The organism is Pediococcus inopinatus (genome assembly GCF_002982135.1).
GTDB lineage: Bacteria > Bacillota > Bacilli > Lactobacillales > Lactobacillaceae > Pediococcus > Pediococcus inopinatus.
The window spans coordinates 1,487,862-1,503,469 of record NZ_CP019981.1; the positions used below are offsets into that span (position 1 = coordinate 1,487,862).

Annotated in this window: 6 protein-coding genes, 6 tRNA genes and 3 rRNA genes; 3 read left to right on the forward strand and 12 right to left on the reverse strand. The window is 42.9% G+C overall.

Going from position 1 to position 15,608, the window contains the following annotated elements:
• The first annotated feature begins 146 nt into the window (after positions 1-146).
• From asnB to PI20285_RS07590, 3 genes are read left to right on the forward strand one after another with little or no spacing between them, the layout of a single operon-like run.
• A complete protein-coding gene (asnB, locus tag PI20285_RS07580; RefSeq protein WP_057773567.1) occupies positions 147-2,024 on the forward strand; it encodes an asparagine synthase (glutamine-hydrolyzing) in 1,878 nt (625 codons plus the stop codon).
• Positions 2,025-2,032: 8 nt separating this feature from the next.
• Entirely contained in the window at positions 2,033-3,247 is a 1,215-nt protein-coding gene (gene dapG, locus PI20285_RS07585; RefSeq protein ID WP_057773578.1) for an aspartate kinase, read from the forward strand.
• A gap of 27 nt (positions 3,248-3,274) precedes the next feature.
• Positions 3,275-4,768, forward strand: coding sequence for a UDP-N-acetylmuramoyl-L-alanyl-D-glutamate--2,6-diaminopimelate ligase (locus tag PI20285_RS07590; RefSeq protein WP_057773568.1), 1,494 nt, complete (start codon positions 3,275-3,277; stop codon positions 4,766-4,768).
• 62 nt (positions 4,769-4,830) lie between these two features.
• On the opposite strand, the gene PI20285_RS07595 is transcribed toward PI20285_RS07590, so the two are convergent.
• The 12 genes from PI20285_RS07595 to PI20285_RS07650 form a co-directional block, all read right to left on the reverse strand.
• Positions 4,831-6,864, reverse strand: coding sequence for an alpha-L-rhamnosidase-related protein (locus PI20285_RS07595; protein WP_158694984.1), 2,034 nt, complete (start codon positions 6,862-6,864; stop codon positions 4,831-4,833).
• A 154-nt stretch (positions 6,865-7,018) separates the two neighbouring features.
• Positions 7,019-7,090 (reverse strand) — tRNA-Gln (locus tag PI20285_RS07600).
• A gap of 9 nt (positions 7,091-7,099) precedes the next feature.
• Positions 7,100-7,182 (reverse strand) — tRNA-Tyr (locus tag PI20285_RS07605).
• 107 nt (positions 7,183-7,289) lie between these two features.
• Positions 7,290-8,111 (reverse strand): metallophosphoesterase, encoded by an 822-nt coding sequence (locus PI20285_RS07610; RefSeq protein ID WP_057773572.1) that lies wholly within the window; start codon positions 8,109-8,111, stop codon positions 7,290-7,292.
• 134 nt (positions 8,112-8,245) lie between these two features.
• A complete protein-coding gene (locus PI20285_RS07615; RefSeq protein ID WP_236698829.1) occupies positions 8,246-9,724 on the reverse strand; it encodes a peptide MFS transporter in 1,479 nt (492 codons plus the stop codon).
• A 112-nt stretch (positions 9,725-9,836) separates the two neighbouring features.
• Positions 9,837-9,909: transfer RNA gene (locus tag PI20285_RS07620), tRNA-Thr, on the reverse strand.
• Positions 9,910-9,961: 52 nt separating this feature from the next.
• Positions 9,962-10,034 (reverse strand) — tRNA-Asn (locus PI20285_RS07625).
• Between the two features lie 6 nt (positions 10,035-10,040).
• Positions 10,041-10,157: ribosomal RNA gene (gene rrf / locus PI20285_RS07630) — 5S ribosomal RNA — on the reverse strand.
• Positions 10,158-10,249: 92 nt separating this feature from the next.
• Positions 10,250-13,172: ribosomal RNA gene (locus tag PI20285_RS07635) — 23S ribosomal RNA — on the reverse strand.
• Between the two features lie 174 nt (positions 13,173-13,346).
• Positions 13,347-13,419: transfer RNA gene (locus tag PI20285_RS07640), tRNA-Ala, on the reverse strand.
• 13 nt (positions 13,420-13,432) lie between these two features.
• A tRNA-Ile gene (locus PI20285_RS07645) sits at positions 13,433-13,507 on the reverse strand.
• A gap of 90 nt (positions 13,508-13,597) precedes the next feature.
• Positions 13,598-15,175: ribosomal RNA gene (locus PI20285_RS07650) — 16S ribosomal RNA — on the reverse strand.
• The 16S, 23S and 5S rRNA genes sit together here with 4 tRNA genes alongside, the layout of an rRNA operon.
• Positions 15,176-15,608 lie beyond the last annotated feature (433 nt).

The window sequence follows — 15,608 nt, forward strand, 5'->3', positions numbered from 1 at the left end:
AAACTTGATTTAATCTGTTTCCTTTATAGTTTTAGCATAGCTCCTATAGAAAAATCTTTACTTACAATTAGGAAATTATATATATTTGATGACATCCAACAATCACAAGGCGTAAAATTAGGTTAAAAATAGGGGAGGTAACTTTTATGTGTGGATTCGCAGGTTGTTTAACAGACCGTTCTCTAACTGAAAAAGCTACTTATGATCAAACTGTCCATACCATGACAAAGATGTTGGTACATCGTGGACCGGATGACAGTGGTTATTTTTCAGATGATCACATTACCATGGGCTTTCGTCGCCTAAGTATTATCGATTTGGATGGTGGTCATCAGCCACTTTCTTACGATGACGAACGTTACTGGTTAACTTTTAATGGCGAAATTTATAATTTTATCGAATTACGTGAAAACCTCATTAAAGAGGGTTACTCATTTAAAACAAAATCAGATTCAGAAGTTATCTTAGCTTTATACGCAAAATACCATTCTGATGCGACTAAATATTTACGAGGCATGTTTGCCTTTGTCATCTGGGATAAAAAGGAACAAACCCTTTTTGCAGCCCGAGATCAATTTGGCATTAAACCTTTCTACTACGCTATTCAAGATGATAACTTTTTCTACGCGTCCGAAAGTAAAGCCATTTACAAAATTTTGAAATCAAAAACATTTGATGAGGATGCGCTACAAGATTACATGACTTTCCAATTTGTTCCCGAACCAGAAACGCTTACTCATGAAATTCAGATGTTAGCTCCAGGTTGTACGCTAACTAAAAAATTAGGCGAAGCACCTGTTATTAACCGCTATTTCCACCGCGAGTTTCATCCTGTAATTAAGCCGGAAGCGGATTATGTCAAAAGTGTCCGTGATGTGCTGATCGATTCCGTTAAAATGCATATGCGTTCCGATGTGCCAGTCGGCTCCTTTTTATCCGGTGGAATCGATTCTTCAATCATTGTGGCCATCGCCAAAAATTTCAATCCCCACTTGGAAACCATCTCAGTTGGCTTTGAACGAGAAGGTTACAGTGAATTAGATGTTGCCCAAGAAACAGCCGAAAAATTGGATGTAAAAAATTACAGCATGATCATTACGCCGGAAGAATTTATGAAGATCTTTCCTAACTTTGTCTTTAGTATGGATGATCCGTTGGCTGATCCGGCTGCTGTCCCTCAATATTTCTTGGCCAAAGAAGCCGTTAAACACGTTAAAGTTGCTCTAACTGGTGAAGGCGCTGATGAGTTATTTGGTGGCTATACTATTTATCACGAGCCAGAATCTCTGCGGGCATTCAAATATACACGCCCCATCAATTCCGCCCTCAACCATTTGGCAAGATTAATTCCTGAAGGTGTTAAAGGTCGCTCATTTCTGATGCGGGGAACCACCCCACTGGAAGATCGGTACGTGGGCAATGCATTTATTTTTAATGAAACGGAAAAACATGCTTTCTTTAAAAATTATGACAACAAACACCCATTTCAGACAATTACGAAACCTTTCTATGCGGAATCTAAAGCATATGATCCCATCACCCAAATGCAGTTCATTGATATGCACACGTGGCTAAATGGTGATTTGTTGCACAATGCCGATCGGACCACGATGGCTCACAGCTTGGAATTGCGGACACCTTTCGTTGATCGTGAGGTTTACAAAGTCGCTTCAACCATCCCTGCTGATTTACGAATTGCCCACGGCACGACCAAGTACATTTTACGAAAAGCGGCCGAAGGAATCGTTCCTGACCACGTTTTAAACCGTAAAAAACTCGGCTTTCCAGTTCCTATTCGCTTTTGGTTAAAAGACGAAATGTACGACTGGGCACGTTCAATTATCAATGAATCACAAACTGGCCAATACCTTAATAAAGATTATTTCTTGAAATTATTAGAAGACCATCGTAATGGCGTTCGCGATAATTCACGGAAATTATGGGCTGTTTTAACCTTCATGACCTGGTACCGCCTTTATGTGGAAGCCCCCGTATTTGAACAACCTAAGGAGTTGTTAAAGTAAAAATGGATATAGATATAATCGTACAAAAATTTGGTGGGTCCTCTGTTAAAGACGAGTCAGCCAGACTCAAAGCGTTAAAACATGTGAAAGCAGCTGTCCAACAAGGCAATAAAGTTATTGTGGTTGTCTCTGCGTTTAGAAGTCACGAGACTCCTTATGCCACTGACGCGCTTTTAAACTTGGTTCATGCTGAACAAACTAACCTTACAAATCGGGAACTCGACATGTTAATGTCCGTTGGTGAAACTATTTCTGCGACTGTCTTTACCGAACTCGCCTTAGAACAAGGGCTAAAAGCGATGACGCTGACGGGCCATGATGCGGGAATTATCACAAATGATGAATTTCAGAATGCCAAGATTTTAAAAGTTGATCCCCAACCTATTCAGGGCGCGTTTCAAACCGCGGATGTTGTGGTCGTTACTGGTTTTCAGGGTGCGACAAAGGACGGCCGCATCACAACGATTGGTCGCGGGGGCTCTGATGTATCTGCTACAATTTTAGGTGCTGCCTTAAATGCCACTCGAGTTGATATTTTTACAGATGTTGACGGGATTATGACGGCTGACCCGCGCTTGGTCACCCATGCTCGCTGTCTTAAAACCATCAGCTACGAAGAGCTTGCCAACATGGCAGTGAACGGTGCGCGTGTGATTCATCCCCGGGCTGTTGAAATTGCAAAACAAGCTAACTTAACCATGCGGATTCGTGCTACTTATCAGCAGCCGACTGAATTAGGAACTTTAGTGACTAACCACGCTGCATCTGTAAAACACTACCGTTCTGTGACTGGGATTGCCCATCAAACCGATCTCACGCAATTTTCCGTTTCAACTGACAAAGTTTCATCTGCCGAAATTTTTCAACTGCTCGCAGCTCACCAATTAAGTATCGATTTTATCAATATTTCCAATCATCAAGTTGTGTTCAACTTAGTCAACGGTGATGCCCCGCTTGCAGAAACTGTCTTTAAAAAGTCAGAGATTATCTATCAGATCGTTTCAGATTGTGCAAAGGTGGCGGTGGTTGGGGCTGGAATATCTGGCACACCAGGAATTACTGCTCGCATTGTAACGACTTTGGCCGCCAACCATATTCATATTTTGCAATCTACCGATAGCTACACGACCATTTGGATACTAGTCAAACAAACAGATCTAAAAACGGCCTTAAACGTTCTCCACGATGAATTTTTAGGCGCTTATCAACAAGGAAAAGTTTAAAACAAAAATCCGAGGAGGGTTTACTCAATGAAAGTTACCAAATTAATTAACAGTTTAAAATTCAAACAGGTTAAGCCAGCAATTACCAGTGATTTCGACGTCACTATGCTGACACAAGATACCCGTGAAGTGCAACCCGGCGCAATGTTTATCGCCGTGGATGGCTATCATGTGGACGGCCACAAACTAGCTCCTCAAGCTGTTGAAAAAGGTGCTGCAATCATTGTTGCCCAAAAACGGATCGACGTTTCTGTTCCTGTTATTTACGTTCAAAATACCGAACGGGCCATGGCAATTCTAGCGGATGTCTTTTATCAAGCTCCTAGTCAGTCAATGCGTATGATTGGTGTGACCGGTACAAACGGCAAAACAACCGTTACCCACTTGATCGAACAAATTTATCGCGACCAGCACCAAGCAACCGGTCTTATTGGGACAATGTATCGTAAAATTAAGGATGAAGTTCTTCCAACCAATAATACAACTCCGGATGCAATTACCACACAACGTACCTTAGCCAAGATGCACCAAGCAAATGTTGAAACGGTCGCAATGGAAGTTTCCTCAATTGCGTTAGATCTTGGGCGCGTGTGGGGCATTGATTTTGACATCGCAGTGTTCACTAATCTTACTCGTGATCATCTGGATTTTCACAAAACTATGGAAAATTACATTCACGCCAAAAGTCTCTTATTTTCCCAGTTAGGAAATAAGTATACTGCTGATGGTACAAGCAAAGTGGCTGTTTTGAACACAGATGATCCTGTAGGCCGGGAGTTTGAACAGTATACGGCGGCTCACGTGTTAACCTATGGCTTAAATTCTGACGCGATGATTCACGCTCAAAATGTGCAGATTTTCAGGCACGGTACGGAATTTGACCTAGTAGTTTTTGGTGAAATTACGCATGTCACAATGAAATTAATTGGACAGTTTAACGTTTATAATATGTTGGCTGCATTTGCGGCTGCTTATGCTAGTGGTTTGCCTAAGGATCAGATTATCCAGTCTCTAGAAAAAGTTACTGGCGTCAAAGGCCGTTTTCAATCCATCCCCTCAGATACGGGTGTGCGAGTAATTGTAGACTACTCGCACACCCCAGACAGTCTTTTAAACGCGCTGAAAACTATTAATACGTTTGCTGAAAAAGATGTTTATTGCATCATCGGTTGCGGTGGTGATCGGGACCATGGCAAACGTGAACAGATGGCAAAAATTGCGGTTCAGGATAGTACCAAACCAATATTCACTTCTGATAATCCCCGAACAGAGGACCCAGAAGCCATTCTTAAGGATATGATTGCCGGGGTTCCTGATGCCAATGTCCCAGTGTATGTAGATCGTCGTGAAGCCATTCAAGAGGCTGTTAAGGATGCTAAACCTGGCGATGTTATTTTAATTGCTGGAAAAGGCCACGAAGATTATCAAATTATTGGTAACACCAAGCACCACTTTGACGATAGCGAGGAAGCTGCAAAAGCCCTCGCGTTGAAACCAGTGTTGACTAAAAAATTAGTTTAATCTAAAAAAAGACTACGGATAGCAAACGTGTATGTTTTCACGATGCTATCCGTAGTCTTTTTCTAGTAAAGATCGTTAAAACTCAGTTTAAGTTGATGATCAGTAGGAATGGTAATTTGCTTATCTTGAACAAGCAGGGTTCCACCCTTTTTCGTTGCTTGAATCAGTAAATACTTATTTTTAGATTCAAGAGATACATAATCTCCTTTTTCACTAAGGGGAAACTTCGCGTTAAAATCACCTAACAGAGAGAGTTGGGGCTCAATTTCAAACGTTTTGTAACCCGCCTGAGTGGGTCTTAAACCCACCAAATACCGACCAATTAAGTAAATTGGACTTGCGCCCCATGCATGGCATAAACTTTTTCCATATTTATCCCCGTACATCGCATATCGAGCTGCTCCTTTTTCTTTTGGATCAAAGTATTCCCAAAACGTGGTTGCTCCGTTGTCTAACATACCACCCCAATAAGTTTTAATTGTATCCAGCACATCTTGGTAACTCCCGACTTTGGCTAACGCCTCTAGTTCCCAAAATTTAAAATAAGGCGTATTGATGGTCGCAATTAAGGGATTTCGTAATACCTTCTTTACAATTGTTTGTGTTCTTTTTTCATCCACATAATCAAACAAAATGGCAAAGATATTCGCGTGTCTGGTGACGTGTCGTTTTCCTGACTCATAACTATCAATATAGGCTTGCTTTCCTTCATCCCAAAAATATTTATCAATATTTACTCGTAGTCGTTGATAAGTAGCTTCATACTCTTGAGCGTCTTGATTTAACAGCTTAGAAATTTTAATCACACTTTGTAAAGCTCGCGCCAAGACCATTTGTTCTGCACATAGGGTCCCTTCATGATCAAAATCAGCCCAATCAATATAAATCCAATCGCCTTTACGTTCATGAATAAATCCTAGTTTATCCGTTGCTTCAAGTGAAAAATCAATTAATTGTTTCATTTTTGGATAAACAACCTCCACAAATGTTTTATCCGCAAATGTTTCATAATATAACTCAATACTAATTAACCAGTACATGGAATAATCCACAATGGTATCCAAGTGTTGCTTGATATCGAGCTCCCCGCGTAAACCTAGCACTGTCCGTTCGACAATTTCTTTATCAAAAAAGTCATACCGATTCATGTAAAAACACTGAAAAGCATCACCGGCCCAGACCCAACGATCGCGTTTAATTCCATCAATAAAAAAGATTCCGGAACACAGACGCAAGGTACGGTCCGAGACTCGCCAAATCTGATTTAGTTTAGAATCATGTGACTCAAAAGCCCCGATTTTCGGAAATTTAACAAATTCAAAATTCACAAATATTGTCCCAATATCATCCAAACTGGAAATATCAGGAACGTAGATGTAACGAAAGGCACGTAATTTAGTCGTAAATGTTTTGTTGCTTTCATCATAGGAACCATCTGGATCGTCGTGCATCCTAATTTCATGTTTTAAGTAAGCATCTGCAACATCCAAAGCTTCGGTGCGGCTTTCCCCATAACACAATACCATCGTTTGAAATTGTTCGAAAAATTGAATCATAGTTTTAGCAGTTAGGTCATGCCCAAAATCTAATAAAGTCCCGCCATTAACAATTTCAATCCTTTTGGCATTCTGGATTTTATGTGAATATTCAAAATGCATTGGATTCTGTTTGCTATTCGTGAAAAACTGACTTGTTCCGGCAATTACATCGTCACCCAGAAAATTAGAAGCCTTCCAACTATGATCACTATAAATTTCCTTACCTTCAATAAATGCGCATGGCAACCCTGAAAGATTTCCAACGTAAATTTCGATCCGAAAATGGCCAGCCGGACATGTCATTTGACTGCCCAAAATAAACTTCGTTTCCTGACTATCCTCCAGATTAATCAGCTTGCCATATCCCTTACCTTGAATGATAGTTGAAAACGTTTGTGCGTGATCAAACTGGAATTCTTTCCAAAAATAAACGTTATGATTCCAACCCGAAGTATACCAGTAAGCGGGCCAATTCATCCCCCGCTCTTCACGATCAAAGTTTTGTTTCATTGCTTGATAGATTGCAAAATCTCCATGATACCAGATCCAACTTGCCATATTTTTACCTTTCATATAAGTGACCTATTCACAATTTTAGACCACCTAATCCTATTTATCCGCTTACATATATTAAACCACTTTCTACAAATCTCTGTATAAAAAAACTGCTATATGACTAATCTAATGTCATATAGCAGTTTTTATTAATTTATTGGGCTAGATGGGATCGAACCATCGCATCTCGGGATCAAAACCCGATGCCTTACCGCTTGGCTATAGCCCATTCATAAAATGGAAGGGAGTGGATTCGAACCACCGAACCCGAAGGAGCGGATTTACAGTCCGCCGCGTTTAGCCAGACTTCGCTACCCTTCCCTATGAATTGCTTCAACGTTTGAAACGCATCCGACTAAAATATAATACCGAAAATCCAGACAAATATCAAGTCTTTTTAGCAAATTCGTTTAAAAAATCTTCAAAAATCATAATTCAAAGTAAGCTAATCGTGCTTGCCACTCTTCTAAAAACGTATTATGCTGCCATTCGTTGATCCTCTTATTATGATACCCCACTGCTTGGTCATAGTACACCGTTTCCGAAAATTTCTTTGGCTTAGGATGAATATGCATATGGCCAAACACCACAATTTCAGTCTTGAATTTTTCCAATAACTTTCCTAATCGTGCGCTACCCATATACGCATTAGCCATGTTCCAAACATTTCCCTCTGGGGCATACCGAATATAGTCACGCCGCGGAACAAAATGTGTATAGTATAAAACCCGTTTATGAGCCTTCTCAGCCATTTTAAACTGTTTGGTACTCTCATCCAAAACCAAGTCCATTCGTTCACCATCGGTCATTGTTTGCTGAATAGCACCATCTATCCAGTACGCTCGTTTCCAAGTTTCAAAATTGGCGATGGTTTTATCTGGAAGATTATCAGCAAATCCATAATCATACCAGCCATTATTCCCGATCAGACGCCAATTTGTGCCAGGAATATCTAAAAATTGATTATGCATATAGCTAACATCTATTGTACTTTCAAGTTCAGCAAAAGTAACTCCTTGAACCATATCGTGATTGCCAGCAATAAATTTTACTAATGTCTGTGATCCCAATTCCGCCTGCAAACTTCGCACGTAGGCTAGGCTTTTGCCAAAATCATTAAACAAATCTCCAGCAATCAAGTAAATTTCAACATTTTCATTGGCCAAATAGTCAGCCTGTGCTTTGATTGTTTCACTTACATCAAGCCGATTCACATCAAAATGGTTGTCACTAGTAACTGCAATTTTCATAATTTCACCTGTGCTTTTCAAAAACTGATTAATATTTAATTTTACGCTTAATTTTAACTAAAATCCCCTAAAAGACCTTGCCAAATAAAAAAGACCAGTCCTGTAAAACAGAAACTGATCTAGCTTTTTAAAATTTAATTGATTCCAACCATCTTTGAAGAGATCCATCGCGACATAAGTAGCAACAAAAAGCCTACAACGATGCTCACAGCCCCAACAATTAAGAAGTAAGGAACTTCTGTGGCACTGGTGTAAAAACGCACAATCTGCGAATTAATGGCCTGTCCTGCAGCATCAGCTAAGAACCACATACTCATCATCTGAGAACTAAATGCTTTTGGTGCGAGTTTAGTCGTTACTGACAATCCAATTGGTGAAATCAACATTTCCCCAATTTCTACAATTGCCCAACTACCAACCAACCAAAGTGGATTAATTTTTCCAGCCGTTCCAAATAACATTCCTGGAAGGGCAATGAATAAATATGATAGTCCTGAAAAACCAAGTCCATAAGCAAACTTTCGTGGTGATGAAGGTTGTTTATTACCCATTTTAATCCACATCCATGCAAAGAATGGTGTGTAAAGCATAATGAATAGCGGATTTAAAGATTGAAATTGCGAAGCAGATAACGTTATGAAGCCCAAATGTAGCTGAGTTCTTTGAGCCGCAAATAAGGCAAGAACAACTGACCCTTGTTCTTCAATAGCCCAAAAAATGACAGCCGCAATGAATAAGGGAATATAAGCCAAAAGTCTTGAACGTTCGATTTTAGTAACTTTATTACTAGAAAACATTAAAACAAAATAGACAATCGGGGTTGCGACAGCAATTATACTCAGCAATAAGACTACATTATCAATGTTCATAATGTTAGCAAGTTTCATTGCAACCAGAACTAATGCAAAAATCACTACACCAATTGCAACAGACCACTCAATCTTGCGGGCATCTTTAGGTTCAATCGGATCTGATGGGTACAAACTATCTTTACTTAAGTATTTTTTACCACCTAAGTAATACTGTAGTAACCCAAAAAACATTCCGATGGCTGCAAGAGAAAATCCTGCATGAAAGTTAACTTGTGCACCAACCCAACCAACTAATAATGGTGCAATCAAGGCTCCTAAATTAATTCCGAAAACAAAAATACTAAATCCAGAATCACGACGAATATCATCCTCTGTATACAGGCCCCCAACCATTTCAGAAACATTAGGTTTTAGCAACCCAGTCCCAATTACAATTAAACCAATTGAAATAAATAACCCGGGAGCCCCAAATGGTAACGCAAGAGCAATGTGTCCAAACATAATGAAGATTCCGCCTAAAAATACGGTTCTTCTTGGTCCAAGAATTCGGTCACTCACAAATCCACCGATCACACTTGTAAGGTAAACTAATGAACCATAAATGGACATAACCGAAGCAGCTGTTACCTGACTAAAACCTAAACCACCCTTGGAAACTGCGTAATACATATAGAAAAGTAGAATGGCACGCATTCCATAGTAACTGAAACGCTCCCACATTTCCGTAAAGAACAATGTTGATAGTCCTCTTGGTTGTCCAAAGAAGGACTTATCATTGCTTACGTCGCTTTTGTTATTCAATTTATTTCTTCCTCCAAACATCTCTTGGTAATTAAAATTGATTGTTTCTAGCAGTATTGCTTCCCAAATTCTCCTAAAAACAACAAAAGACACCTTTTGAGGTGTCTTACAATGCCGGCTAGGCGACTTGAACACCCGACCCTCGGTTTACGATACCGATGCTCTACCAACTGAGCTAAGCCGGCATTATAGAAAAAGATGCTAACTTTCAATTCAGAAGGTTAACATCTATCACTACTCCGGCAGGCGGACTCGAACCGTCGACAACCTGATTAACAGTCAGGGGCTCTACCAACTGAGCTATGCCGGAATAAACGCATGGCAACGTCCTACCCTCGCAGGGAGCGATCCCCCAACTACTCTCGGCGTTAAGAAGCTTAACTTCTGTGTTCGACATGGGAACAGGTGTATCCTTCTCACTATCGTCACCACACTTCTCCGATCCACTTCCGCGGCTCGTGTGAAAGAAATTTATTCTCTCAAAACTAAATAATATCGAAATCTTCTCTTTGAGAACACCACTTTGTGGTTAAGTCCTCGACCGATTAGTATTGGTCCGCTCCATGTATCACTACACTTCCACTCCCAACCTATCTACCTGATCATCTCTCAGGGGTCTTACTTCCATAAATGGAATGGGAAATCTCATCTCGAGGCGAGTTTCACACTTAGATGCTTTCAGCGTTTATCTCATCCATACGTAGCTACCCAGCGATGCTCCTGGCGGAACAACTGGTACACCAGCGGTATGTCCATCCCGGTCCTCTCGTACTAAGGACAGATCCTCTCAAATTTCCTACGCCCGCGACGGATAGGGACCGAACTGTCTCACGACGTTCTGAACCCAGCTCGCGTACCGCTTTAATGGGCGAACAGCCCAACCCTTGGGACCGACTACAGCCCCAGGATGCGATGAGCCGACATCGAGGTGCCAAACCTCCCCGTCGATGTGAACTCTTGGGGGAGATAAGCCTGTTATCCCCAGGGTAGCTTTTATCCGTTGAGCGATGGCCCTTCCATACGGTACCACCGGATCACTAAGCCCGACTTTCGTCCCTGCTCGACCTGTCTGTCTCGCAGTCAAGCTCCCTTGTGCCTTTACACTCTGCGAATGATTTCCAACCATTCTGAGGGAACCTTTGGGCGCCTCCGTTACTCTTTAGGAGGCGACCGCCCCAGTCAAACTGCCCACCTGACACTGTCTCCCGCCACGCTTAGTGGCGCGGGTTAGAGGGTTCACACAACGAGGGTAGTATCCCACCAACGCCTCCACCGAAACTAGCGTTCCGGTATCTACGGCTCCTACCTATCCTGTACAAGTTGTACAAACACTCAATATCAAGCTACAGTAAAGCTCCATGGGGTCTTTCCGTCCTGTCGCGGGTAACCCGCATCTTCACGGGTATTATAATTTCACCGAGTCTCTCGTTGAGACAGTGCCCAGATCGTTACACCTTTCGTGCGGGTCGGAACTTACCCGACAAGGAATTTCGCTACCTTAGGACCGTTATAGTTACGGCCGCCGTTTACTGGGGCTTCATTTCAAAGCTTCGCCGAAGCTAACTCATTCACTTAACCTTCCAGCACCGGGCAGGTGTCAGCCCCTATACGTCATCTTACGATTTTGCAGAAACCTGTGTTTTTGATAAACAGTCGCCTGGGCCTATTCACTGCGGCTGATCTTGCGATCAGCACCCCTTCTTCCGAAGTTACGGGGTCATTTTGCCGAGTTCCTTAACGAGAGTTCTCTCGCACACCTTAGGATACTCTCCTCGACTACCTGTGTCGGTTTGCGGTACGGGTAGTTAAACTCTAACTAGAAGCTTTTCTCGGCAGTGTGACATCAGGAACTTCGCTACTTAAATTTCGCTCCCCATCACAACTTGTCCTTAAAAGATAAAGCATTTGACTCTATCTAAGACTTGTTGCTTGGGCACACTTATCCAACTGTGTGCTTTCCTTAGCCTACTGCGTCCCTCCATTGTTCAAACAAGTTTAACTAGTACAGGAATCTCAACCTGTTATCCATCGTCTACGCCTCTCGGCCTCGACTTAGGTCCCGACTAACCCTGGGAGGACGAGCCTTCCCCAGGAAACCTTAGTCATTCGGTGGACAGGATTCTCACCTGTCTTTCGCTACTCATACCGGCATTCTCACTTCTAAGCGCTCCAACAGTCCTCACGGTCTGCCTTCATCGCCCTTAGAACGCTCTCCTATCACGCCACCTTACGGTGGCATCCACAGTCTCGGTAATATGTTTAAGCCCCGGTACATTTTCGGCGCAGAATCACTCGACTAGTGAGCTATTACGCACTCTTTAAATGATGGCTGCTTCTGAGCCAACATCCTAGTTGTCTATGCAACTCCACATCCTTTTCCACTTAACATATATTTAGGGACCTTAACTGGTGGTCTGGGCTGTTCCCCTTTCGACGATGGATCTTATCACTCACCGTCTGACTCCCGGACATAAATCAATGGCATTCGGAGTTTATCTGAATTCAGTAACCCTAGATGGGCCCCTAGTCCAAACAGTGGCTCTACCTCCATGATCCTAAGTCCGAGGCTAGCCCTAAAGCTATTTCGGAGAGAACCAGCTATCTCCAAGTTCGTTTGGAATTTCACCGCTACCCACACCTCATCTCAGCACTTTTCAACGTACACGAGTTCGGTCCTCCAGTGCGTTTTACCGCACCTTCAACCTGGACATGGGTAGGTCACTTGGTTTCGGGTCTACATCTGCATACTCAGTCGCCCTATTCAGACTCGCTTTCGCTACGGCTCCGTTTCTTCAACTTAACCTGGCATGCAAACGTAACTCGCCGGTTCATTCTACAAAAGGCACGCCATCACCCATTAACGGGCTCTGACTTCTTGTAGGCACATGGTTTCAAGAACTGTTTCACTCCCCTTCCGGGGTGCTTTTCACCTTTCCCTCACGGTACTGGTTCACTATCGGTCACTAGGGAGTATTTAGCCTTGGGAGATGGTCCTCCCGGATTCCGACGGAGTTACACGTGTTCCGCCGTACTCAGGATCCTGAACTGAGGGATCTTCATTTTGCCTACGGGGCTATCACCCGCTCTGGCCAGTCTTCCCAGACTGTTCGGCTATGAAAATCTTTGGTAACTCAAATGTTCAGTCCTACAACCCCAGGAAGCAAGCTTCCTGGTTTGGGCTGTTCCCCTTTCGCTCGCCGCTACTCAGGGAATCGATTTTTCTTTCTCTTCCTGTGGGTACTGAGATGTTTCAGTTCCCCACGTCTACCTCCAGCCACGCTATGAATTCACGTAGTGGTAACAACGGATTAATGTTGTTGGGTTTCCCCATTCGGAAATCTCCGGATCAAAGCTTACTTACAGCTCCCCGAAGCATATCGGTGTTAGTCCCGTCCTTCATCGGCTCCTAGTGCCAAGGCATTCACCATGCGCCCTTTATAACTTAACCTAACTTTATCGAAGATAAAGTGGTTTTGAGTTTAGCGATTATTTTAAGAACTAATCTTGTTGTAAAACTCTATAAAACGCAATGTTCTCGGTTTAATTATCTGATAATTAAAATTAGAAAATTTTTCGATATTATTTAGTTTTCAAAGAACAAATTCGACGGCTAAGCCGTCAATGGAGAATAGCGGGATCGAACCGCTGACCTCCTGCGTGCAAGGCAGGCGCTCTCCCAGCTGAGCTAATTCCCCAAAAATGTATCAATGGGCCTAAATGGACTTGAACCATCGACCTCACGCTTATCAGGCGTGCGCTCTAAACCAGCTGAGCTATAGGCCCGTTTCGCGCGGTATACATTTGAGAGTAGACCTCTCAAAACTAAACAAAGTTTCGACATATGTGTAGGTTTCCGTTTCTAAATATCCTTAGAAAGGAGGTGATCCAGCCGCAGGTTCTCCTACGGCTACCTTGTTACGACTTCACCCCAATCATCTGTCCCACCTTAGACGGCTAGCTCCCGAAGGTTACTCCACCGGCTTTGGGTGTTACAAACTCTCATGGTGTGACGGGCGGTGTGTACAAGGCCCGGGAACGTATTCACCGCGGCATGCTGATCCGCGATTACTAGCGATTCCAACTTCGTGCAGGCGAGTTGCAGCCTGCAGTCCGAACTGAGAACGGTTTTAAGAGATTAGCTTAACCTCGCGGTCTCGCAACTCGTTGTACCGTCCATTGTAGCACGTGTGTAGCCCAGGTCATAAGGGGCATGATGATTTGACGTCGTCCCCACCTTCCTCCGGTTTATCACCGGCAGTCTCACTAGAGTGCCCAACTTAATGCTGGCAACTAATAATAGGGGTTGCGCTCGTTGCGGGACTTAACCCAACATCTCACGACACGAGCTGACGACAACCATGCACCACCTGTCATTCTGTCCCCGAAGGGAACGCCTAATCTCTTAGGTTAGCAGAAGATGTCAAGACCTGGTAAGGTTCTTCGCGTAGCTTCGAATTAAACCACATGCTCCACCGCTTGTGCGGGCCCCCGTCAATTCTTTTGAGTTTCAACCTTGCGGTCGTACTCCCCAGGCGGAATGCTTAATGCGTTAGCTGCAGCACTGAAGGGCGGAAACCCTCCAACACTTAGCATTCATCGTTTACGGCATGGACTACCAGGGTATCTAATCCTGTTCGCTACCCATGCTTTCGAGCCTCAGCGTCAGTTACAGACCAGACAGCCGCCTTCGCCACTGGTGTTCTTCCATATATCTACGCATTTCACCGCTACACATGGAGTTCCACTGTCCTCTTCTGCACTCAAGTTTCCCAGTTTCCAATGCACTTCTTCGGTTAAGCCGAAGGCTTTCACATTAGACTTAAGAAACCGCCTGCGCTCGCTTTACGCCCAATAAATCCGGATAACGCTTGCCACCTACGTATTACCGCGGCTGCTGGCACGTAGTTAGCCGTGGCTTTCTGGTTGGATACCGTCACTGCATGAGCAGTTACTCTCACACACGTTCTTCTCCAACAACAGAGTTTTACGACCCTAAAGCCTTCATCACTCACGCGGCGTTGCTCCATCAGACTTTCGTCCATTGTGGAAGATTCCCTACTGCTGCCTCCCGTAGGAGTCTGGGCCGTGTCTCAGTCCCAATGTGGCCGATTACCCTCTCAGGTCGGCTACGTATCACAGCCTTGGTGGGCCTTTATCTCACCAACTAGCTAATACGCCGCGGGTCCATCCAGAAGTGATAGCCGAAGCCATCTTTTAAAAGAAAACCATGCGGTTTACTTTATTATGCGGTATTAGCATCTGTTTCCAGGTGTTATCCCCCACTTCTGGGCAGGTTACCCACGTGTTACTCACCCGTTCGCCACTCACTTTATAGTTAAAATCATCTTCGATGCAAGCATCTCTAAATCATTCAACGAAAGTGCGTCCGACTTGCATGTATTAGGCACGCCGCCAGCGTTCATCCTGAGCCAAGATCAAACTCTCATATTATACTTGAGTTTTTACAAGCTCATTTGTTGTTTCATTGTTTAAAACGAATTGACTTCGCAAATGTTTGCTTCAAAATTTTCATTTGAAGACCCTACACATTTTACTTTGTCGAAACTTTGTTCAGTTTTCAAAGGTCTACTAGGACGCTGTTAAAAGATATTAATTAATTTTGACAGCTATATAATAATAGCATCAGCAATTAATTGTGTCAAGAAGAATTTGAAATAACTCTTTTGCCTCAACACCACATCTCTTAAGCAACGGGTACTAGTATAACCAAAAAAGCGTCCATTGGTCAATACCCAATTTCATCATAATTCCATATCATATTGATGCGAATCTTATAAAATCTAAAAAACACGAACGATTATATCATTTGACGCCTTTTTATTTCTATTTATCTCATTCATAGATCAATTTTATCATTTTTAAT